At 67.1% G+C, this 21,066-nt stretch carries 25 protein-coding genes; 16 read left to right on the top strand and 9 right to left on the bottom strand.

All coding sequences use genetic code 11. The features are described 5' to 3' along the window. Complete coding sequence (locus ACQP06_RS11555) at positions 1-462, bottom strand: PaaI family thioesterase (RefSeq protein WP_433672216.1); 462 nt, start codon at positions 460-462, stop codon at positions 1-3. A 175-nt stretch (positions 463-637) separates the two neighbouring features. On the opposite strand from ACQP06_RS11555, the gene ACQP06_RS11550 reads away from it, so the two are divergent. Then, a complete protein-coding gene (locus ACQP06_RS11550) occupies positions 638-1,507 on the top strand; it encodes a class I SAM-dependent methyltransferase (RefSeq protein WP_433672215.1) in 870 nt (289 codons plus the stop codon). Here ACQP06_RS11550 and ACQP06_RS11545 read toward each other — a convergent pair. Then, positions 1,504-2,784, bottom strand: coding sequence for an oxygenase MpaB family protein (locus ACQP06_RS11545; RefSeq protein ID WP_433672214.1), 1,281 nt, complete (start codon positions 2,782-2,784; stop codon positions 1,504-1,506). The genes ACQP06_RS11550 and ACQP06_RS11545 overlap by 4 nt on opposite strands. Positions 2,785-2,846: 62 nt before the next feature. Between ACQP06_RS11545 and ACQP06_RS11540 the strand changes: the two genes are divergently transcribed. Beyond that, positions 2,847-3,461 (top strand): TetR/AcrR family transcriptional regulator, encoded by a 615-nt coding sequence (locus ACQP06_RS11540; RefSeq protein ID WP_433672213.1) that lies wholly within the window; start codon positions 2,847-2,849, stop codon positions 3,459-3,461. A 28-nt stretch (positions 3,462-3,489) separates the two neighbouring features. Here the strand turns inward: ACQP06_RS11540 and ACQP06_RS11535 are convergent, their stop codons facing one another. Beyond that, entirely contained in the window at positions 3,490-4,098 is a 609-nt protein-coding gene (locus ACQP06_RS11535) for a TetR/AcrR family transcriptional regulator (protein WP_433672212.1), read from the bottom strand. A gap of 62 nt (positions 4,099-4,160) precedes the next feature. On the opposite strand from ACQP06_RS11535, the gene ACQP06_RS11530 reads away from it, so the two are divergent. The 6 genes from ACQP06_RS11530 (at position 4,161) to ACQP06_RS11505 (ending at position 8,777) form a co-directional block, all read left to right on the top strand. After that, a complete protein-coding gene (locus ACQP06_RS11530) occupies positions 4,161-5,234 on the top strand; it encodes a saccharopine dehydrogenase NADP-binding domain-containing protein (protein WP_433672211.1) in 1,074 nt (357 codons plus the stop codon). Further along, positions 5,234-6,166 (top strand): alpha/beta hydrolase, encoded by a 933-nt coding sequence (locus tag ACQP06_RS11525; protein WP_433672210.1) that lies wholly within the window; start codon positions 5,234-5,236, stop codon positions 6,164-6,166. The genes ACQP06_RS11530 and ACQP06_RS11525 overlap by 1 nt, the downstream gene beginning before the upstream one ends. 111 nt (positions 6,167-6,277) lie before the next feature. Beyond that, positions 6,278-7,165, top strand: a complete 888-nt coding sequence (locus ACQP06_RS11520) for a patatin-like phospholipase family protein (protein WP_433672209.1) — start codon at positions 6,278-6,280, stop codon at positions 7,163-7,165. Between the two features lie 115 nt (positions 7,166-7,280). Next, positions 7,281-8,210 carry a DUF808 domain-containing protein gene (locus tag ACQP06_RS11515; protein ID WP_433672208.1) on the top strand — a complete coding sequence of 310 codons (930 nt, stop codon included), beginning with the start codon at positions 7,281-7,283 and terminating at the stop codon, positions 8,208-8,210. Positions 8,211-8,335: 125 nt separating this feature from the next. Continuing rightward, positions 8,336-8,530 carry a DUF1918 domain-containing protein gene (locus ACQP06_RS11510; RefSeq protein WP_433672207.1) on the top strand — a complete coding sequence of 65 codons (195 nt, stop codon included), beginning with the start codon at positions 8,336-8,338 and terminating at the stop codon, positions 8,528-8,530. Positions 8,531-8,576: 46 nt separating this feature from the next. Beyond that, positions 8,577-8,777: a DUF5988 family protein gene (locus tag ACQP06_RS11505; protein WP_433672206.1), complete on the top strand. Its 201-nt coding sequence runs from the start codon at positions 8,577-8,579 to the stop codon at positions 8,775-8,777. A gap of 209 nt (positions 8,778-8,986) precedes the next feature. Here the strand turns inward: ACQP06_RS11505 and ACQP06_RS11500 are convergent, their stop codons facing one another. Next, positions 8,987-9,616 carry a TetR/AcrR family transcriptional regulator gene (locus ACQP06_RS11500; protein ID WP_433672205.1) on the bottom strand — a complete coding sequence of 210 codons (630 nt, stop codon included), beginning with the start codon at positions 9,614-9,616 and terminating at the stop codon, positions 8,987-8,989. Positions 9,617-9,706: 90 nt separating this feature from the next. Here ACQP06_RS11500 and ACQP06_RS11495 point away from each other — a divergent pair, with 90 nt between their 5' ends. Continuing rightward, complete coding sequence (locus tag ACQP06_RS11495; protein ID WP_433672204.1) at positions 9,707-11,146, top strand: carotenoid oxygenase family protein; 1,440 nt, start codon at positions 9,707-9,709, stop codon at positions 11,144-11,146. On the opposite strand, the gene ACQP06_RS11490 is transcribed toward ACQP06_RS11495, so the two are convergent. Continuing rightward, positions 11,103-12,209, bottom strand: a complete 1,107-nt coding sequence (locus ACQP06_RS11490) for a serine/threonine protein phosphatase (protein WP_433672203.1) — start codon at positions 12,207-12,209, stop codon at positions 11,103-11,105. The genes ACQP06_RS11495 and ACQP06_RS11490 overlap by 44 nt on opposite strands. Before the next feature lie 87 nt (positions 12,210-12,296). Here ACQP06_RS11490 and ACQP06_RS11485 point away from each other — a divergent pair, with 87 nt between their 5' ends. Further along, positions 12,297-13,142 (top strand): hypothetical protein, encoded by an 846-nt coding sequence (locus ACQP06_RS11485; RefSeq protein WP_433672202.1) that lies wholly within the window; start codon positions 12,297-12,299, stop codon positions 13,140-13,142. Positions 13,143-13,156: 14 nt separating this feature from the next. Here ACQP06_RS11485 and ACQP06_RS11480 read toward each other — a convergent pair whose 3' ends face one another. After that, positions 13,157-14,515, bottom strand: coding sequence for a lipase family protein (locus tag ACQP06_RS11480; RefSeq protein WP_433672201.1), 1,359 nt, complete (start codon positions 14,513-14,515; stop codon positions 13,157-13,159). Between the two features lie 178 nt (positions 14,516-14,693). Between ACQP06_RS11480 and ACQP06_RS11475 the strand changes: the two genes are divergently transcribed. Continuing rightward, on the top strand, positions 14,694-15,281 hold the full coding sequence (locus ACQP06_RS11475) for a hypothetical protein (protein ID WP_433672200.1): 588 nt from the start codon (positions 14,694-14,696) through the stop codon (positions 15,279-15,281). An 83-nt stretch (positions 15,282-15,364) separates the two neighbouring features. Here ACQP06_RS11475 and ACQP06_RS11470 read toward each other — a convergent pair whose 3' ends face one another. Then, positions 15,365-16,672 (bottom strand): nitric oxide synthase oxygenase, encoded by a 1,308-nt coding sequence (locus tag ACQP06_RS11470; protein ID WP_433672199.1) that lies wholly within the window; start codon positions 16,670-16,672, stop codon positions 15,365-15,367. A gap of 175 nt (positions 16,673-16,847) precedes the next feature. Between ACQP06_RS11470 and ACQP06_RS11465 the strand changes: the two genes are divergently transcribed. Beyond that, positions 16,848-17,144 (top strand): putative quinol monooxygenase, encoded by a 297-nt coding sequence (locus tag ACQP06_RS11465; RefSeq protein ID WP_433672198.1) that lies wholly within the window; start codon positions 16,848-16,850, stop codon positions 17,142-17,144. A 26-nt stretch (positions 17,145-17,170) separates the two neighbouring features. Here the strand turns inward: ACQP06_RS11465 and ACQP06_RS11460 are convergent, their stop codons facing one another. Continuing rightward, positions 17,171-17,581, bottom strand: coding sequence for a tRNA-dependent cyclodipeptide synthase (locus tag ACQP06_RS11460; protein WP_433672197.1), 411 nt, complete (start codon positions 17,579-17,581; stop codon positions 17,171-17,173). A gap of 55 nt (positions 17,582-17,636) precedes the next feature. Between ACQP06_RS11460 and ACQP06_RS11455 the strand changes: the two genes are divergently transcribed. Next, positions 17,637-17,954 (top strand): DUF222 domain-containing protein, encoded by a 318-nt coding sequence (locus ACQP06_RS11455; RefSeq protein WP_433672196.1) that lies wholly within the window; start codon positions 17,637-17,639, stop codon positions 17,952-17,954. Between the two features lie 81 nt (positions 17,955-18,035). On the opposite strand, the gene ACQP06_RS11450 is transcribed toward ACQP06_RS11455, so the two are convergent. Next, positions 18,036-18,692 carry an SDR family oxidoreductase gene (locus tag ACQP06_RS11450; protein ID WP_433672195.1) on the bottom strand — a complete coding sequence of 219 codons (657 nt, stop codon included), beginning with the start codon at positions 18,690-18,692 and terminating at the stop codon, positions 18,036-18,038. A gap of 79 nt (positions 18,693-18,771) precedes the next feature. On the opposite strand from ACQP06_RS11450, the gene ACQP06_RS11445 reads away from it, so the two are divergent. The 3 genes from ACQP06_RS11445 (at position 18,772) to ACQP06_RS11435 (ending at position 21,064) form a co-directional block, all read left to right on the top strand. Then, positions 18,772-19,674, top strand: coding sequence for a LysR family transcriptional regulator (locus ACQP06_RS11445; protein WP_433672194.1), 903 nt, complete (start codon positions 18,772-18,774; stop codon positions 19,672-19,674). Between the two features lie 62 nt (positions 19,675-19,736). After that, positions 19,737-20,642, top strand: coding sequence for a class I SAM-dependent methyltransferase (locus tag ACQP06_RS11440; RefSeq protein ID WP_433672193.1), 906 nt, complete (start codon positions 19,737-19,739; stop codon positions 20,640-20,642). Between the two features lie 38 nt (positions 20,643-20,680). Continuing rightward, positions 20,681-21,064 carry a hypothetical protein gene (locus tag ACQP06_RS11435; protein WP_433672192.1) on the top strand — a complete coding sequence of 128 codons (384 nt, stop codon included), beginning with the start codon at positions 20,681-20,683 and terminating at the stop codon, positions 21,062-21,064. The last annotated feature ends 2 nt before the right edge of the window (positions 21,065-21,066 follow it).

The raw sequence follows: 21,066 nt of genomic DNA, 5'->3' as shown, positions 1-21,066 counted from the left end.
TCACTTCGACGCGTTCCCGGCGGCGGGGAGTTCGATATTGCGCATGGTGATCAACGCGGTCGCGCACAAGGTCTCCTCGCCCTGGTCGACGCCGAAGACGTCGGCCGCCGCGACCGTGATCGCCTTGCCGGGTTTCACCACCCGCCCACGCGCCACGATCATCTCACCGCGTGCCGGCGCGAGCAGTTTGACCGTGTAGTCGACGGTCATGTTCACCCACCCGACCGGCAGCAGGGTGCCCGCCGCCGACCCACCCGCGAAGTCCGCGAGCGAACCGATCACCCCGCCTTGAAAGTTCCCGTTGTGCTCGGTCAGCTCCGCGCGGAACGGCTGAATGATCTCCGCCTCCCCCGCGGCCACCCGGCCGAACGAGAACCCGAGGTGCTTCGCCGCCGGCATGCTGAGGACCACCGCCCGCACGGCCTGTAGGACTTCCGGATTCGCCGTCTCCCACTCGCTCATACCGCTACCGTACCTCCCGAATCTGACCCGAACTTGAATTCGGCGTCAAATTTGGACCCAATGCGGGACTCGCCGGTTCCGGCGTGGCACAACCCACACCCACTCCCCCACCTGGATCCTCTATAAATGTAGAGGAAACCCGATACGGATCGGGCGGGCGAAGGAGTTGAGCCGAATGTCGTTGCAACCACTGGTCACTCACGTGTCCGACACCGCGCGGTGGGTGGCCGCGCACCGCGCCATCGAATCCGCCCGGCCGGACGCGCTGTTCCGCGACCCGCTGGCCGACCGTCTGGCCGGTCCGATCGGCCGCGAGATCGCGGCGGCCGCCGGGCAGTCGATGGCGGACGACTGGTTCCTGGTCACCCGCACCCGGCTGATCGACGACCAGATCACCGAGGCGGTCGCGGCGGGTTGCGATCTCGTGCTGAATCTCGGCGCGGGACTGGACACCCGGCCGTATCGGATGGATCTACCGGCTGAGCTGCGGTGGATCGAAGCCGATCTGCCCGGCCTCATCACCGAGAAGAACGCGCTGCTCGCGGCGGAGACGCCGCGGTGCCGGCTGACCAGGACCGCCCTGGACGTCACCGATTCCGGCGCTGTCACCACCTATCTCGACTCGGTGCTCACCGATGTCCGCCAGGCGCTGGTGATCTCCGAAGGATTGGTGATGTACCTGCGCGAGGCCGACGTGACCGCGTTGTCCGCGGCGCTGACCCGGCCCGAGATCGCCGGATGGTGTCTCGACTTCAGCTCGGCCGGTGTCGCGCACCTGATGACCGACCGCAACGAGGGCCTGCTGCGCCGCGCACCGTGGACGTTCCTGCCCGCCGACGGCGTCGCCTACTTCGAGAACCTCGGCTGGGACGCGACCTACCTCGCATCGATTGTCGTCGCCGCCGCTCGCTTCGATCGGCTCGCGCTCCCGGTCTCCCCCGAGGAACTCGAAGCCCAGCAGCCGGACCCGCGGGTGCCCGGCGACCAGCCCTACAGCGGTGTCGTCCGTCTGACTCCCGCTCGATCCGGGGCCCGCACGCGCTAGCGGCGGAACTCCTCCACGGGCGTGAACTCGGCTTCGCGGTCGCCGACTTCGTTGCGGTACCACTGTTCTCGGCGGTGGCGCTGTACGCGGTCGGCGACCGCGTCGAGGCCGGGAATGGTGCGGCGGAGCGTCTCGGCGCCGAATATCAGCGGCGCTTGGAGGATCGGGTGCAGGACCCAGGGGAATCGGCGCGGCATGGTGTGGCGGGCGTAGGTCGCCGGGGGTAGCCAGAAGGCCGTGTAGCCGATCTGGATCCGGTAGTTGATGTGGTCGCGAATTCGCTTGGGCCATGGGCTGTCCGGGTTCGGTTCGAAGGCCGGGAGGTAGGACTCGACCAGCTCCTCCCCGTCCGCGCCCGCCGTGTACGCGCGTTTGACGAAGGCGGCGAACATGATTCGCACGGACTCCTGGAAGTTGCGCGGATACCAGGTGGGCTGCACGCCGAGGAGGTGACCCACGTAGCGCCAGAAGTGCAGGGTGGCTTCGATTTCGGTGATGGTGGTCTGGTGGCCGATGCTCCACAGTCCGAGGCCGGGGACCACGCTTCCGGCCAGGAGGGTGAGGGTCGCGTCGCCGATGCTGATCGGGACGCCCCAGGCGGCGTGGTCCCATTCGGGACGCTGCATGAGCTTGCGGCGGATGAAGACGTGCATGATCCGGACTCGCATGGCGGTCTGCCGGCCTCGGGCGCCGGGGTCTAGGCCGCCCGGGTCGGAGACGTCGATCCAGAATCGGACGGTTTCCAGTTGGCGTTTGTGCGCGCGGTCTCCGGCGTAGCCGCCGGTGTAGGAGAGCGGTTTGGCGACGGAGCTCTCCGAGTAGATCTCCAGGGTGCTGGTGGTGGCGAAGCTGAAAACCGAGGTGCCCCAGCGGCGGAACACCTTCGCGCCCCGGGCGACCAGGTCGGGGTCGAGCCATTCGGGGTCGGTTTCGAACTCCTCGAACAAGCGGATCAGGGTCGGGGGCGCGTCCGGGACCGATTCGATGCCGTGGGCGAGGGCCTGATCCAGCATGGCCCGGCCCGCTTTCGGGCCGATCTCGCCCAGGTACACCTCGTCGACGAAGGCTTCGGCGACCGGGTCGGCCTGGTAGTAGGACTCGCCGAAGGTGCGCACCAGGTCGTCGGCGGGCTGCGGGTCGAAGCGGAAGGCGGTGCGCCAGGCGCGGCGGGCGCGCTGGACTCTCGGATCGTCGAGCTGCTCCCAGTATCGGAATTCGGCCGGAATCGCGCCTGCCGCAGCAACATCGATGGTTGCCGGAACCTTGTCCCTGGTCATGCGGCCAGCGTAAAATGAGCTCGTGCTCACTTTCTACTCACTTCTGCGGCGGCGGGGTGCTCATGGCTGAAACCCCGGCCGCACGGCGCAAGAAGCCGAGCCAGGAGCGCGCCCGGGAGACCAAGGAGCGGGTTCTCGACTCCGCCGCTCATCTTTTCGCCGAGCACGGCGTCGCCGATGTGTCCACGAATCGCATCGCCGCGCACGCCCATATCAGTATCGGGTCGCTGTACCGATATTTCGACGACAAGGCCGCGATCGTCGATGTCCTGCGCAACCGGCTGCTCACCGAATTGGAAGAGTGCTTCACCGAAGCGGTGCTCGGCAGCCTGGGGCTTCCGCTGCACGAGTCGGTGCAGAGCAGCATGCGGGCCGTCATGCGCGCCTTGACCGCCCGACAGGGCCTGGTGCGCGCGCTGGCCGCCGACGCCACCGTGGCGGGTATCGGTTTCGGCGGTCTGGAACGTCGGCTGCTGGTGCTGACCCGCGGCTACCTGCTGCAGCAACTCGGCCCGCGCCCCGACGACGAACTCGATACCCGCGCTTTCGTGATGGTGAACGCGGGATTGGCCGCCAGCCTGCGGATCGCGCTGCATCCGCCGGAGGGACTCGACCCGGACCGGCTCATCGAGGAGACCGCGAACATGTTCGGCGACTGGCTCGCCGCGGGAACCTGATCGTCCGACACCGCTGCGGCGCAGTTGATTACGTGTCGCTCAGGCCATTGTTCAGCAGGTTCATGGCGGCGTCGACGGTGGCCGTGACGAGGGTATCGTCGAGCGGTCCCGTGGCGGGAAGCATGGCATGCAGCAGCAGCGGGCCGGTCAGGATGTCGGAGACCAGCGTCGAGTGGGTGAAGGGCGGGATCTCGCCGCGATCGACGGCGCGTTGGAACATCGCCTCGGTCGAGCGGCGCCGCGGCGCCATGAAGCCCTCGTGGAACAGCGCGCTCCACTGGGGGTCGCCGCTCAGATCGCCGAGCAGTCCGGCGATACCCGCTGCGACGACCGGGGTTTGGAAGAACTCGACCTGCCGGCGTTGCAGCTCGATCAGGTCGTCGCGCAAGTTGCCGGTGTCGGGCGCGGGGTCGGTCCCGAAGTGCGCGGCGATGGCACTGGTGAGCAGTGCGACGCGCCCCGGAAAGCGGCGGTACAGCGCGGTGCGGGTGGTGCCGGCCAGGGTGGCGACTCGGTCGACGGTGACCGCGTTGTAGCCGTCGGACAGCAGCAACTGTTCGACGGCGTCGGTGATGGCGGCGTCGAGGGCCGCGTTTCGAGGGCGGCCCATGGCGGCGGATTTCTTCTTCTCAGACATACGCTACGAAGTGTAGCGAATGACCCTTGCCGGACATACGCTACAGGTTGTAGCGTATGTACATGGGCGAAATCTGGATCATCGGCGCGACCGGCCGCGCCGGACGCAACATCAGTGCCGAGTTGACTACCGGTGGCCACCAGCTCGTGCTGGTCGGCCGCAATGCGGAACGGCTGGCCGAGGCCGCCGGCGCAATCGAGGCGCGGGGCGGGCCACCGCCGCGGACGCTGGCCACCGACGATCCGGCGGGTCGAATCACGGCGGACAAGCCGGATGTCGTCGTCAATACGGTCGGGCCATTCGGTGCGACGACCGTCCCGACCGCGCGGGCCTGTGTGGCCGCGGGCAGTCACTACGTGGATCTGGCCAATGAATTCGAGCCTGTGCGTTCGTTGCTGGAGTTGGATTCGGCGGCGAGGGCCGCGGGGCCGACGCTGGTGACCGGTGCGGGATTCGGCGTCCTGGCCACTGAGGCGCTGGTGTACGAGCTGTGCGCGGGACGCCCGGCTCCGACCCGGGTCCGGGTCGCGGCGATGCCTGTCGTCGATGGCCTGGGACCGGCGGTCCTGGCCAGCGTCGTGGATGCGGCCGCGACCGGCGGGCTGGTCTACCGCAGCGGCCGCCTCGAGCGGACGCGGCTCGGCGCGCACCTGCAAAGCACTCCGTTGCCCGACGGGACGACACGTTCCACCGTGGCGGTACCGACCGGCGAGTTGGAGGCCGCGGTCCGTGCCTCCGGCGCCGGTGACGTGATCGCGACCTCCAGCGAGGTGCCGACCGGTCGTGCGACCCGAGCCATGCTGCCGGTCGTGGGCGCGATACTGCGGGTCGATGCGGTGCGGCGCGGCGTGATTCGGCTCATCGATCGCTTCAAGCTGACTCCGCCGAGCGCGCAGGGCGACACATCGTGGGCATACGCGTACGCGGAATGGGAGGGCGGACAGACCCGCCAGGCGTGGTTGCGGACCGGTGAGGGTTACGCGTTCACCAGCCGTGTGGCGGCCCGGGTCGCAGCCCGGCTGGCCGACGGCGACGGCCGCCCCGGCGCGTTCACCCCCGGCGCCTTGTTCGGCGCCGATCTCGCCCGATCCGCGGGCGGCACAATCACTGTCGACCCGACGGCCGAGGAGCTGTGATGACCGGCTTCAACCGAGAGCACGTGCGTATCCCGGCAGGCGCCGGCACCGAACTGGACTGCTGGCTGTACCTCCCGTCGACGCCGGGACCACATCCGGCGGTGGTGATGGCCCACGGCATCGGCGGAGTCAAGGCGGCGGGGCTGGCGCCGTTCGCGGAAGCCTTCGCAGACAACGGCTTCGCGGCCCTGGTGTTCGACTACCGGCACTGGGGTCGGTCCGGCGGCACCCCGCGCGAACTCCTGTCGATCCGCCGACAGCGGGAGGACTATCACACGGCACTGTCCTGGGCGCGCCGCCATGATTCGATCGACAACGATCGATTGTTCATCTGGGGAACGTCTTTCGCCGGCATGCACATCCTCGATGTCGCCGCCGACGATCCCGGATTGGCTGGAGCCATCGCGCAGTGCCCGCTCGTGGACGGTCCGGCCGGGATGGCGAAGGTGCCCCCGGCTCGCGCGGTGCGGCTGACCGCTACCGCGGTGGCCGACCTGTTCGCGGGCATGGCGGGCAAGCCGCCGAAGTACCTGCCGGTCAGTGTCGGACCCGGCAGCCACGGCGTGATCGCCACGAACGACGCCCTCGATGGACTGGATCGGCTCACCCCGGCGGACGGCGAGCCCTGGCCCAATCGCATCACCGCGCGTTCCTTGCTCGACATCGCCGTGCACCGTCCGGTCCTGGCGGCCGGTCGAATCCGTTGCCCCCTGCTGATGGTCGTCGCCGAAACCGATTCCATGGCCCCCACCGGACCGGCTACCCGGGCCGCCGCCCGCGCTCCCCGGGCCGAGCTCTACCGCAGCCGCGGCGGGCACTACGACGTCTACGCGGGCGGGCTCGGCCACACCGACGTGCTCCGCGTCGAACTGGAGTTTCTGAACAGGCACGCCACCAGCGGCGAACGAGCAGGTCACGCCGCAGAAGCGTGAGTGACTCGACTTCCACAAATATTGCTTGTGGTGGCGGGCAGCCTGCACGCATGTTCAATCCCGCCGTATCGCCCACCCGGCGGCGATGGCGAATGTCGTTAGGATCGCGACATGGGGAGTCACAGTGTCGATCACATGTCGGGTGGGGCCGTGCGGCGTTCGGTTGTTCTGGGTGGGGGCGGTGTCCCCGGTTCGGCGTGGATGGCGGGATTGGCCGCCGAATCGCGCCGCCGGGGAATCGATTTGGCCGCGGCCGACTCGATCGTCGGCACATCCGCGGGCGCGATCGTCGGGGCCGCGCTGGTCGTGGGGCGGGATCTGGATTCGTTCGCCGACGATCCACGCCGTCCCGGCAGCGCGGAATCGCCGAACACGATGCAACCCGAGCTGATCGCCAAGGTCTTCTCGCTGATGGCGGACCGGTCGCTGGATCGCGAGTCCGCGCGCCGCGAGATCGGCCGTCTCGCAATGACAGTCGAGCCCGCTCTACCCGCGCATATCGCCCCGATGGAGTGGCTGGTCGGCGGCAACGACTGGCCGGACGACAAGTTGCGGATCGTCGTCCTGGACGCGGCAACCGGTGAGCGCCGGACCTGGGACAGCGGCAGCGGAGTCCCCTTGGCCACCGCTGTCGCCGCCAGCCGTTCCTTCCCGGGAACCTTCCCGCCCGTCGTCGTGGCGGACCGCCACTACATCGACGGCGGCGTCTGGTCCCCCACCAACGCCGACCTCGCCGCGGACTCCGACATCCTGCTGGTCGTCGAACCGCTGGCACACCGATTCCCGCCGCAACTGCTCCAGTCCGAACTCGCGACCACGGCGGCCGGAACCGTCGTCCGATTCGTCCCCGACGCGGCCATGATCGACGTATTCAACTCGGCCGCCACCAATCCGGACGTCCTCGCGAGCTGGCCGGCGGCGTTTCGAGCGGGTGTCCGCCAGGCCGAGGACCTGGCACAGCGCTTGATCGACGCCGGCTGGCAGTCACCGAGGCCCTGATCGTCGCGAGTCCGGTATCGGACCGGCCGGTCGACAGACTTGATGGTTCGCCCGTGATCGGCGCAGGGATCTCCGAATAGCGGTTCCCGGCGGAATGGCCGGTAACCTGCCAGGCATGAGCGCAGGCCTGTTCGGACTCCTCGATGACGTGGCCGTGCTGGCCCGGCTCGCGGCTGCTTCCCTGGATGACATCGGCGCGGCCACCGGGCGGGCGACCGCCAAGGCCGCCGGTGTCGTCATCGACGACACCGCCGTGACACCGCAGTACGTGCAGGGCATCACCGCCGACCGCGAACTTCCGATGATCAAGCGGATCGCGATCGGATCGCTGCGTAACAAGCTGGTCTTCATTCTTCCGGCGGCCCTGATCCTCAGCCAGTTCGCGCCGTGGCTGCTCACGCCGATCCTGATGGTCGGCGCCGGCTATCTGTGCTTCGAGGGCGCCGAGAAGGTGCTGGGCCGGTTCCTGCACCACGACAGCCACGGCACCGAAACCGAGGGCGCCGCCGATGAGAAGGCGATGACCGCGGGCGCCATCCGCACCGACTTCATCCTGTCCGCCGAGATCATGGTGATCGCCCTCAACGAGGTGGCCCACCAGTCGTTCGTGCCTCGGCTGATCATCCTGGCCATCGTCGCCGTCGTCATCACCGCCGCGGTGTACGGCGTAGTCGGCGTCATCGTGAAGATGGACGATGTCGGGCTGTCCCTGGCCCAGCGCTCATCGACGTTCGTGCAGGCCATCGGCCGCGGACTGGTGACGGGAATGCCCAAACTGCTGTCGGCGCTGTCGATCATCGGCACGGTCGCGATGCTCTGGGTCGGCGGGCACATCCTGCTCAGCGGCACCGACACGCTCGGCTGGCACACGCCGTACTCGTGGGTGCACCACGCCGAGGAGGCCGTCCGCGATGCCGTCCCCGGCGTCGGCGGACTGATGGCGTGGCTGACGAACACGGCCGCCTCGGCGGTCATCGGATTCGTCGTCGGCACCATCGTGGTGCTGATCGTGCAGGTGCTGCCCTCGAGAAAAAGCACTGACTGAAGCTGAAACGAGTCTTCGTGGACCAGCCACGGTAGTCTCCAGCTATAGCCGTTTTCGCCAGAATCTTTACGGCCGGATCGGGGTAAGCAAACACCGGATCAGCACTCGCCGAAAAGGGGTTCGTTATGAAAGCCAGCGTAGGTGACCAGCTTCTGGTTCACGGCCGGACCGTCGGACAGCCCGACCATACGGCCGAAGTCATCGAGGTCATGGGACAGGAAGGCTCGCCGCCGTACCGTGTCCGATACGACGACGGGCACGAGACCATCATGAGTCCGGGGCCCGACACCACCGTCCGGCACATCAGCACCGGAGACTGAACCGACGGAATGACGCGGACCTGATCGAGCACCGAAGGAGCGTGTGATGGACCCGATGGCATTCCTCGAAGGCGGACCGGCCGACCTTCCCACTCGAATCGTTCCGCTCCCGCCACCGGGTGAAGAGGTGAAGATTCAGCACCGCGGCGGATACGAGCATTTCGAGAACTCCCCCGGACATATCGAGACTCCCGAAGGCCGGCTGCCCGTGTACCTGTGGTGCCGACGAACCGAGATCGCGGAATAACGGGACTCCGCGACCATCGGTTCCACGAGTAGTTTCCCGTCGGCGGCTACAGGCTGAAGGCCAGGAAGCTGACATTCTGCTGATTGCCCAGATTTCGGTCGGCGGCAGTGGCTTTCACGAGCCCGGTCCCGCACCTGCCGTAGCACGCTCAATTCGCTTGGAACAGAACAACTGTCGAGAAAAAGAGGAACCGACCGGTAGCGATGCGATCAGCGTCGCGCCTGCTCGACGACGCTGACGCACATGCGGGCGCAGGACGCGGCGAGTTGGTCGGCGGTCAGGTCCGTGGCGTGGTCGAGCCAGGTCTCGATGAGCTGGTTGACGCCGCCGGTGATGAACAGGGCCGCGCGGCGCAGCGCTTCGGGGTCGTAGTCGCCGGGCAGGGCGTCGGGGACATTCTGAACGACGAGGTCGGTGATGGTGGCCAGGACCTCGTGGCGGCGTTGAGCCAGGACCGGCACGGCAGTGAAATCGCTGGCGATGATGCGGTGAATGCGCCGGTCGTCGGCGATGGCCTGCAAGAAGGCACCCAGCGCCGCGCGGAGCTTGTCCTCCGCGGTCCCGTCGGCGGTCAGACCGGATCGCACCAGCACGGACAGCAATTCCTCGCGCAGCTCGTCGGCGACGGCGGCGAGGAGTTCGTCGCGATTGGCGAAGTGCTCGTAGAAGTAGCGGTCGATCAGCCCGGCCTGCTTGCACACTCCGCGCACGGTCACCGCGGACAGTCCGGACTCGCCCCAGACTTCTCGCGCCGCGGCGAGCAGCCGGGTACGGCGTTCGGTGCGGCGGTCCTCGGCGCTGATGCCGCCGTAGCTGCGAGCGGTTGCTGATCTGGCCATTGACAGCACTCTAACCCCTCCCTACATTGGCAGACATACGTCATCAGATGACAGTCGTCATCAGATTAGCGATTCAAAGGAGAATCCGTGATGACCGCCAGCCTCGCCGCGTATCGCGCCACCACCGCACCCCTGCTCGACGAGCACGACTACATGATCGAGCAGATCGACGGGCGGCTGCCCCGCGAGCTGACCGGCACCCTGTACCGCATCGGACCGGGCAAGTTCCAGGTCGGTAAATCCCTGCTGCACAACGTTTTCGACGGCGACGGCATGATCTCGCAGTTCGTGCTCGACGGTTCGTCGGTGCGGTTCCGCAACCGGTATGTGCGCACCCGTCATTTCGAGCACGGGCAGACCAGCGACCGGGTGCGCTACCGCGGTGTCGGTGACCAGATCCCCGGCGGCCCGCTCGCCAATATCGGGCGACTCCCCGCGAACGTGGCCAACACCAATATCGTCAACTACGCCGGTGGGCTCCTGGCCCTGTGGGAGATCGGCAACCCGCACCGCATCGACCCCGATTCCCTGGAAACCCTGGGCCCCACCGACTTCGGCGGTCGACTCGGATTCCTCGGAGCGTTCTCCGCGCACCCGAAGTGGGATCCGGTCACCGGTGACATGTACAACTTCGGACTCGACCTGCTACCCACGCCCCGCCTGCGCACCTACCGCATCGACCACGCGGGTCGGTGCCACCGGCTGGCGACGGTACCCATGTGGGATCTGCCCTGGAATCACGACTTCGCGCTCACCTCCTCCTACATGGTGTTCGTGCTCGACCCCGTGCTCCCGAACATCCCCAAGATCGCGCTGGCCACCGATTCGTTCATCGATTCCCTGGAATTCAAGCCCGCCAAGGCCACTCGATTCCTGCTCGTCCCCAAACACGGCGGCCGCCCACGCATCGTCGAACACGAAGCCCTACTGCACGTGCACCTGACCAACGCCTACGACGACGGGGACGACGTCGTCATCGAACTGGTGCGCCTGAACACCGAGTGGGAGCGCTTCCGCGCCATGACCGGCATGGTCAACCTCGACACCCCCGACACCCCGCAATTCCCGGACTCCCGGCTCATGCAATACCGGATCACCAAGTCCGGCACCGTCATCGAACGCGAACTCTCGGACCGCCCAGGCGAATTCCCCCAGTACGACTGGCGCCGCTCCACCCGCGCACACCGCTACACCTACCTCGCCGGCGCGGGCGGCCCCGCCGGACTGTTCAACGCCATCACCAAAATCGACCACCACACCGGCGCCACCACGAATTGCGAACTCGGCGCCAGCTCGGTCGGCGAACCCCTGTTCGTCCCCCGCACCCCCGACGCCGCCGAAGACGACGGATGGCTCCTCGCCCTCAACCACGACCTCACCGAAAACCGCTCCCAACTCCTGATCCTCGACGCCCGCGCCCCCGAACAAGGCCCCCTGACCACCGCCTGGCTCAACCACCACATCCCCTGGGGCTTCCACGGCACCTTCACCCCCCGCCTCGCCCAACCAACCCCACCCCTCCACCCCTGACCACTCCCCCACAAACGCAGTCCGGCCGGATACCGCGGCGAGAAAACGCCGGGTCGATTCGGCCTGGGATGTAGGCCGTGTGGAGTTCGCCGTCGAACAGCTTCCAGAGGAAGGCGTTCATGGTTGCGGCGGCCGGGGCGTGGCGGGTCAGGATTTCGGCTACGGCGGGCGGGACTTCGGAGGGGGTGTGACCGGCGGCGCAGTGGACTACGTATTCGTTGCGGGCTATTGGGCCGCCGGTCGCGGGGGTCGGGATTCCGCAGACTTCGGTTACCAGCCAGTTGACCAGGCGCATGGCTATGTAGGCGGCGTCGTGGGTGGTGTGGCGTTCGACGAAGTCACGTTCGTCGGGGGACAAGTCGAAATGTGGGGAGGTGGCCAGGCCGAAGTCGGTGAGATAGAGCTGCTCACCGTCGGTGCGTATGTTGCCCCAGTGGGCGTCCATGTGGAGGAGCTGGTGGTCTCGTAAGAAGGTCACGATCTCGGAGAGCTGGTGTTCGATCGTCGCGGCCTTGTCGACTGGGTTGTCGCTCAACATGTTCGATGCCGAGTGAGGGATGTATTCGGAGAACAGGACCAGCGAGGAGGGGGCTGCGGCTACCGCTTCCATGCGGGTGCGAACCGCTGGCGACCCGCCTTGGGCGGCGACGACCTTGTCGATGTCGGCGTGTTCGGCTGCGATCGGTGGGCGGCCCGGCAGCACCCTCCAGTGGTAGAGCATGGGGAATGACTTGGTTTCGCCGGCCAGGATCGCGTTGGTGACCATATTGTTCGCGGCCAGCTCACGCCATACGTTGAAGCTCGGGCCGCCGATTCCGTAGTGGCAGTGCAGCGGGAGGTCGAAGAGGTTCGCGGTGGAGGTCGGATTGGCCAGTTCCCGCTCGGATAGCGGGATGCGTTTGGCGAATACCGGTACGCCGTCGACGTCGAGGACCGCTGCACTGCCGCCCACTCCCACGCTGACGGGCCGACCATTGCCTATGAGCTCGGTGAGCTCGCTGTCGCTTCGGTATCCCAGCTGATCCGAAAGTCTTTGGTGCCGCTCTTTTCTGGAGGCCGTCACCGGACAAGTCTGCCAGCGGTCGTGGCGAGGCTGCTGGATCGCACACAGAATGGGAGGGGTTGGTGGATCCGAGTGGAAGGAATTTCTGTGGTCAGCTCCACGGCTCCGGTGCGCTCCGGGACGATCGTTCCTGGTCGCGCTTTGGGCGCGCTGACCGCTCTTGCGCTGGCCCTCGTCACCGCGCTGGTTCTGGCTCCTCCCCCGCTGGCCGACACCGGGAACCGCGGCTTCGCCGATCAGGACACGCTGCGGCAGGCCTTGCGTGACGGCTTTGTGGCGTATTGGAATTCGGGTGGTTCGACTCGGCCGCCGGCTCTGACGAGCGTCATCGACTATTGGTTCCGCTTTCATGTGGTCAAGGGCGTGATCGCGGCGCTGCTGCTGGTCACGCTCATCGCCCTGGCGATGTTGCTCTGGAAGGCCTACCTGCGCGCTGGTGCGCTCGGCGTCGGTCAACGGTCCGCACTGGCGACGGCTGGCGCCTTGGTCAGCCTGTTCGCTTTCGGGGCGCTTCTGGTGGTGATCGCGAACGTCCAAGGGGCAGTGGCGCCGTTCTCCTCCTTGCTGCCGATGCTGCCGTCCGGCGCGAACGACCCCGAGCTGGCCTCCGCCTTCGACCAGATCCGGCAGCAGCTGAACGAATCCACCAGCACCACACCGCCGGTGGACGACATGGTCGGCGATTTCGCCCGCTACCACGTCACCGTTGCCGTCATCGCCGCTGTACTCGCGATCACCGCCGTCGGCCTCACCGTGGTGTCGTGGAGACGGTTCGTGCGGTCTGCGAATACCCGGAGTAGGCGTCTCTTGTGCGCGTCCGGGTTCGTCATCGCCTTGCTGTCGCTGGCCTCGCTCGTCCTGCTGGCGGCGAACACTTCGGCGGCGATGAACTCCACGACGGCGCTGGCCGCCTTCTTCAACGGCAGCTGGTGAGCGCTACACCGCGCTCACGCTCCCGGGAATCCGGGCGGGAGAGGCTGGTAGTCGGCCTTGAACGTGGGGCCGGGCGGTAGGCCGCGCAGAATGGCGCTGGTCCAGGCTGTCGCGGGGATCCAGCCGATGACCGCATTCACGATGTGCTCGGGCGCAGGGACCGTGTAGAAACGCAGATCCGCGCCGCCATTCCAGTAGGCGTCGACCGTGGGCAGGATGATGCTGGGCGGAATGAGCTCGTCCCACATGCCGTGCCACCACAGCAGCGGAGTGTCGGGAACGTGGCGGCCGATACTGTTCTCCGCCAGCACTTGCGCGAACTCGGGCACGTCCTCGAGCTTGGTGGCTGGGTCTTTCAGATACTCGGTGATCGGGCGATAGGCGCCGCTGAGGGCGAGCGTGGCATAGCAGCGATGCTGGATGTCGGCGAGGATCTGACGGCCCTCGGGTGTGAGCAGTTCATCGATGCGTGGTGCCAGTTCAGGGTAGGCGCGCGACCACATGGCGAGGCCGATCCACGCGCCGAAGCTCACGGTGCCGGTGAGGCCGGGCTCGGGGCTGGTCGCGTAATTCAGCAGGGACGTCAGGTTCGTCGGCGCGGCACCGAAAGCCGATCCGAGCAGCCGCACATCGGGGGCGTAGCTCTGCCGGAGTTCCGCGGCGTGGATCGTGGCCGACCCGCCGCCGGAGTAGCCGTAGAGCGCGATCCCGGAATCAGCGAGACCGAGGCCGGCGTCGTTCTTCATCGCCCGCAGACTGTCCAGGACCATCTTGCCCTCGGCATTGGTAATCCAGGTGACAGCCTTGCCGTCGTAGTCCGGGATATTGATCGCCATCCCCTGCTCAAGCCAATACTGCAGCAGCAGGGACTCTTTCATCGTTCCGACTTGCAGGGTGTGCGACGGATTGCACGAGGAATCGGTGGAATCGATCGCTTCCTGGAACGACACCACCGGCCGCGAACTCCCGATCCACGGGATACCGGGCACGAGCACCGTCGTAGCGGTGACGATCGGATTGTCATGGTCATCATTGCTCCGGAACAGCAATTGCTTCGTGTACACCGGGAACGGAATCCCGAGCAGCCGCGTCTGCACTTCCCGACTCCGCACGATCTGCCCGGGCGCGTAATCAGCCAGGTCCGAGGGCGCTTCGTACCACGGATCCTGATCCGGGGTCGGAATCGGCAGCCGCCCATACAGATCCGGTTCCGCCGGCAACTGCGGCAACTGATTCTGATCGGGCGGGAACGACGGCGGAAACTCCGGCTCGGCCCACGCGACCCCCGCCGTCATCACGAGACACAGCGACAACGCCGAGAACACCGTTCGACGAATTCCGGTTCTACGCATCCCGACCTCCTTGGCGACCACACGACAACGTTGTCTGGGACAGCTCTTCGTAATGTAGGGTGGCGCGCCGGCCTGGATCAACGGTGAATCTTCCAGCTCTCACCCGGTCGGACTGTGCACTTTGCTCGGCTCGATCGTTGCGGCAGAACGGGATCGGCTATCGTCCGACTCACCATCAACGGCATACATGCGAGGGAATGTGGCGAGCGAGGCGAGGCGGGCAACTCCGGCCGATACGGAACTGGATCCCGGGTTGTTCGACGGTGAAGCGCAGCAGTCCGCGGCTTGGCTCGCGTGGAGCGACCGGGCTGCGATCGATGGGCGGATCGAGGCATTGTTCGGCGAGACGTTGCCGAGGCTGGAAGCGGAGCGGGGCAGCGATGGTCGCCCGTCGTTGGATGACCGGTTCAGTGCCGGCGCGTTCGACTGGGTCGTTTCGCAGATCGATGCGGCCGTGCTCGACGAGAACGGGCGGTACATAGCCGAAAACAGCTATTTCGCTGATCAATTCATCACCTACATCGGTGAGTGGATGGTGCGGCGAGTCGAGGGCGTTTGGTTCAACTCGCCGGGCAACGGGGTGCCGATCTTCGATGGGTTCGGCCCGGCGATCGGCTTCCGATGGTCGGAGGAATCCGCAAACGATCTACTCGTGTCGCTGTTCATGATGGCTGTCGAAGCAGACGACGCGCCCTACGCGTACTTCGTGGACCTTTTGTACGGGCGCGCACTGGAGTTCGCGGAGGAGCGGGACCAACCGGATCTGAAAGCGGAGCTATTCGCCTAGCGGTGCGCAGACTTGAATGAAGTGCGGCCGGCGAGCGCGCGATGAGCGCAGACCCCGCTTCGCGAACGAGGTCTGCGCCGGCTTCAGTGCCGCAATGACACCAGCTTCCGCACCCACGAACGCTTCGGATCCTCATCCGATCCCTCGGTCGTCGCTGCTGATTCGGCCGAGGTGAAGGGGCACCGCGACCCCGCAGCCGAGGCATCCGCCTCCAGCGGCGCTCGCCGTACGAAGGCCGGCCGCAGCCGAGAGTCCGGCGGGTCGTAGTACCGGTGGAAGGTCGGGGTCAGACTCGCCGACAGCGGCGGGTTGATCCAGCTCCAGTCGGCCGGGCATGCCCGGCCCGCGTCCGCTTCGCGCTCGACGTGGTCGATGAACTGCTTGGCGACCGTGTGGTGGTCGACCAAATGGACGCGAGACTGCTTGTAACTGTGCAGGATTGCGCGACTGAGCTCGATCAGCGCGCGGTCGCGCCACAGGGTCCGCTCGTTCGAGCAGTCCATTCCCGCGTGCTCGGCGATCTTCGGGAGCAGGTCGTAGCGGTCGGAATCGCCGAGATTGCGGCCGATCTCCGAGGAGACGTACCAGCCGTTGAACGGCGCACACGGATAGCTGATGCCGCCGATCTCCAGGTCCATGTTCGACACCGCGGGCACCGCATGCCACTTCAAGCCGAGGTCGCCGAACCAGGCGTGGTCGGGATGAGTCAGCGGAACCTCGAGGATGAGATCCGCGGGCACCGGGAACAGGTGCACTTGCCCATCGGGCGACTGGATCAGCAGCGGGAGCACATCGAATCGGCCCTGGCGGCGAGGCCGCCATCCTCTGGCCATCGCGAGATCGGTGAGTTCGACATTCGCGGGATCGCCGAGCAGGCCGCCGGGAACTCGATAACCCGCGTATCGAATGAGCTGGGAGTTGAGAATTCGGAATGCCCGTCCCTCGGGATCGGCGGGCGGCCCGATGGTGATGAAGCAGCGGACCGCGCCGCCATTGGTGGCGCGGCGCAGATGCTGCCAGCAGGCCTGCGCGATATCGGCCGCGGTGCGCGCGCCGCGCGCATCGAGGACTTCCAGTGCGCGCCAGTGCTTTCGACCGACGCAGCGATCGTGGTTGCGCCAAGCCAGCCGGGCGCCGACGCGGAGTTCGTCCACGGTGTGCCCGTACGTGCCGGTACTCCGGAACTCGCGCAGTGCGGTCTTCACCCGGTCGGAGGGCAGGTGCGCCAGTTCGGGGTGGGCGAAGAACTCCGCGCACTCGCGCAGGCGCTCACCATCCGCGCCGGTCGCGGAGGGTGAGTCGGCGTGACCGACTGTCGCGTCCTCGGGCTGTCGGCCGGTCGCGGGTGTTCTGCTCCGCCGTGATCCAGATACTGCGGTGGAGATCGTCATGAAGTTGTCGCCTTCGCGCTCGATTCAATCTCGCCTGATATCCAGCCTCGGCCCCTTCCTGACTTCCTTTCCCGCCGCTGAATATCGCACACTTCGCCGAGGGTGCGGGCGGGTTGCTCACGAATCCAACAGCTCCCCGGGAAGAGATTTCGATCGTGATGGGTTGACCAGGCCCATGACTCTCACCGCAATCTCCACGCTGCAAGCTCGCGCCGGTAAGGAAGAGCTGGTGCGCGCGCAGGCGCTGTCGCTGATCGAGCCGTCGCTGGCAGAACCCGGGTGCGTGAGTTACCAGCCCTATCAGCACCCGACTCGGTCCGGGAGCTGGGTCGTCATCGAAACCTGGGACAGCCGTGCGGCTTTCGAGGCGCATCTGAACAGCCCGCATCTGCAGGAGGCGTTCGCGGCGGGGGCCGAGCTGTTGGCCGGACCGCCCCAGGAACAGGTCTTCGAGGTTCCCGGCTCGATCTGATCGGCTTGCCGTCGGAGCGGGGCTGATCAGGGTTCGTTCAGTATCAAGAAGCCCTGGTTGGGCCGGACCTTGATGGGGAATTCGCTGTGGTTGATGCGGTTCCACAGGACCCAGGGGCGGTGGTAGACGATCGCGGACTCCTCGTGGCCGAGGATGTCGGCGGCGCCCAGGAAATACGGCAGCTCGTCGATCAGGTAGGGGACGGCTGTCGCCGATTGGGTGTCGTCGACCCGCGCTTCGTCGCCCAGGGCACGCAGGCGGCTGGTGACCGCGTGTCGGCTCATGTCCACGCACGCGCGCCGGAAGGCGTGGTCGTGGTCGTAGGCGCGGGTCACCTCCTCGTGCAACTGGAGGTATTGCGGGTCGTCCGCGAAGTCGGCGAAGTCGTGAATGCCGACCTTTGCGCCCGCTGTCAGGCGAGCGTCTGAGCACGACATACCTTGCCCAGCCAAAACTAGAACACATGTTCGAATGTGCGGTATTCTCGGTCGGGTGAAGACACCTTCGACTGCACTGGCCCAGAGCGCTCCGGCACGGGGATGGTCGGAACTGGCTGATGTCGATTTGCTGCGCACCCTCGTCGAGACCGAACGGCACCGGCGGCGGCTGGGCGCGGCCATGGTCGCGGCTGTCGCCGAGGCTGAAAGGCGGGGTCTCGCCGCCGATACCGGGTACCGCGATACCGCGGAGCTATTGAGTGATCTGTTGCGGATCAGTGCGTCCGAGGCACGGCGGCGAATCGAATACGCCGCGCCACAGGTTCGCTCACGTTCCAGAAAGGCGTGGAGGGCGTTGACTGCGGCGAGCTGAGGTCGGCATCGCCGCCCTGGCCGAGGAGTTGTCGGCGTGGTCCGCGACGCCACCCACCGCGTCGCGGACCGACCGGAGGCGTCACGCCAGACGGCCACCGCCGTCGACATGCAGGGTTGTCCCGGTGATGAACGGGTTGGTGAGCGCGAGCAGGGCCGCGGCGGAGATGTCTTCCGGGGTGCCGACCCGGCGAGCGGGGTTGCGTTCGGCGATGGCGGTGAGGAACGAGTCCTTCCCGGGTCCGTCCCAGATGCCCGAGTCGACGATGCCGGGGGCCAGCGCGTTGACGCGTAGCGGCGCGAGTTCGACCGCGAGGGCTGCGGCGGCCGCGGCGGCGGCTGCGTTGGTCGCGGCCATCACCACCCGTCCGGGCGCGGGCCGCCACGCCGCGCCACCGGAGAACAGCAGGATCGCGCCGTCGGGCCGGAAGTTCGGAGCGAGGTGTTTGGCGAGCAGGATCGGACCGATCACCTTGGCGTCGAAGGCGCGGTGGACGGCGTCGCGGTCCAACTCGGTCACCGGGCCGTTGGCGTGGTCGGCGGCGAGTGACACCAGATAGTCCAGTTCGCCGACGCGCTCGGCGAGGGCGCGGATCGTCGCTTCGTCGGTGAGGTCGAGTTCCGGACGGCCGACCGAAATAACCTGTGCGCCTTGCGCTGTCGCATCCGAGGCGATGCGCCGGCCGATTCCCGATCCGGCGCCGACCACAACCATTTTCTTGTTCTGCAGTGTTGTCATGCTTGCTTCAGCACCGTGCCGCGGACGGATCATCCCTTCGCGACCTGAATGTATTCGATGCTTGCCATAGAATTTGCGAATGCCTACTTTGAGGGCGGTGGAATGCCTGGTCGCGGTCCTGGATGCGGGGTCGATCACCGAAGCCGCGGCAGCACTGCACATGTCACAACCGGCGCTGTCGCATCAGCTGGCGGCGCTGGAACGCGAGATCGGGGCGCCGCTGCTGGAACGCCTGCCGCGCGGGGTGCGACCGACCACTGTCGGCCGGGCGGTGGAGGCCGACGCGCGCGAGGCTCTAGCCGCCGCCAACCGCATGGTCGGTGCCGGGCGCGCCGCGGCGCGCGGCGAAGTCGGACGGATACGCCTGGCCTGCGCGGAGAGTCTGACCGTGAGCCTGCTCGCCCCGGTGCTGCGCGCCTGGCGGCGACGCGCGCCGGATATCGAGGTGCTGGTCGCCGAAGCCACCAGTGCCGACGCGCTCGCCCAGTCCATCGAATCCGGTCGAGCCGACCTCGCGGTCGGTCCGCAGCCGACGCGCTGGACGGGGGCGTCCGCGCTCATCGGCCTCGAGGAGATCGTGGCTGTTCTTCCCACCGATCATCCACTGTCCCACCATGATCGGCTCAGCTTCGACGATCTGCGTGACCAGCCGATCGTGCACTACCACCGCGACAACGGCCTGTCCGGCTGGCTCGACACCGAAGCCGCCCGCCACGGCGTCACCCTCACCCCGATCATGCGCACCCGCCAGGCCGCCACCGCCACCCAGCTCGCCGCGGCCGGACTCGGCATCGCCCTGGTCCCCACCACCGCCCTCGCCACGGCCGTACCCGCAGACCTGAAACACCTCGATCCCCGCCTGACCCGAGAGCTGGTGTGTCTCCTCGGAGCGCCCAGCGACCCGCTGGTCCGCCGGTTCACGTCCGACCTCACCGCCCGCGGTGTACCCGTGCATCCACCGATCAGAGTGAAACTCAGCTGACCACGGATCGCCGCCGGTCCGGTCCGAACACCGATTGGGGTATAGCCGGTAGTTTCTCGGGTATGGAGAACGAGGGACCCAGCCGGACGGCGCTCGTGACTGCTTACGCCCGTGCCTATCATCAAATTGCTGACCGGCCAAGGATTCTCACCGATCCACTGGCGGCACGCCTGCTGGGTGTCAGCGCGGATGAGCTCGCCGAATTCGGACAGCCCTCAGAGGATCGTCCCGGGGCTGATGCGGGGGGCGGAATTCTGCGTCTGGGTGTCAGTGATCGTCCACGCCGCTTGTTCTTTGCGGCCCGCTCCCGTTTCGCCGAGGATCGTGTGGCCGAGGCCGTCGCTGCCGGGGTGCGCCAGGTCGTGATTCTCGGCGCGGGCCTGGACACCTTCGCCTACCGCAACCCGCACCCGAGCCTGCGTGTATTCGAGGTCGACCATCCCGCCACCCAAGCGTGGAAACGCCAACGCCTCACCGAATCCGGCATCGACCCGCCCGACCGATTGACTTTCGTGCCGGTCGATTTCGAAACCGACTCCCTAGCAACGCGATTGGAGGCGGCCGGATTCGTCCGGACAGACCCGGCCGTGTTCGTGTGGCTCGGTGTCGTCTTCTATTTGACTCCCGACGCCGCCCGCACCACCCTCGAATACATTGCCGGCCAATCGGAGCCGGTCGAGGTGATCTTCGACTACCTGCAGGCCGCGGACACCGAGGAGGACCGCGCGAAGCTGCGGGCCCGCGAACACCGAGCAGCAGCCGTCGGCGAACCCTGGCTCAGCTATTTCACTCCCGACGACCTCGCCGCCCAGTTGCGCGCACTCGGCTTCACCGACGTCGAAGACCATTCCGCCGCGGACCTCATCGCTGGATACCTGGATGAATCCGCGGAATTCGAGGGCGAACCACCCCAGGCCCTGCGCCCGGTCCACCTACTGCGGGCAAGCCGATCCCGCACCCCTGCCTGATCTGGCCAATCGGCGCCGGGTGCCTCTAAAATAGAGGCATGACCGAGAGTCTCATCCTGCCGGTGTGGCAATCGAAAGACCCCACGCGGCTGCCGGACCTGCTCGCCGAGGAGGCGACGTTCTCGAGTCCGGTCGCCGACTACCACGGCCGCGCCCGTGCAGCGCACCTGCTGGCCACGATCGCAACGGTGCTCGACTCGGTGCACCAGACCCGGCAGTGGACCGACGGCCGAGAAAAGATGTTCGCCTTCACGGCCCGATTCGCCGACCAGGAACTTCAGGGAGTGCTGCGGGAAGAGCTCGCCGAGGACGGCCGCCTGACCCACGTGACACTGTTCCTGCGCCCATACCGGGCACTGCGCGCGGCCATCGCGGAAATGGCACGGCAACTGGAGAATTCACCCGCGCCGCAGGAGATCTGATC

Origin of the sequence: Nocardia sp. CA-136227 (assembly GCF_050955695.1) — a bacterium.
Classification (GTDB): Bacteria; Actinomycetota; Actinomycetes; order Mycobacteriales; family Mycobacteriaceae; genus Nocardia.
Note: the sequence above shows the minus strand (reverse complement) of the source record. Positions and strands in the feature narration are given on the sequence as shown.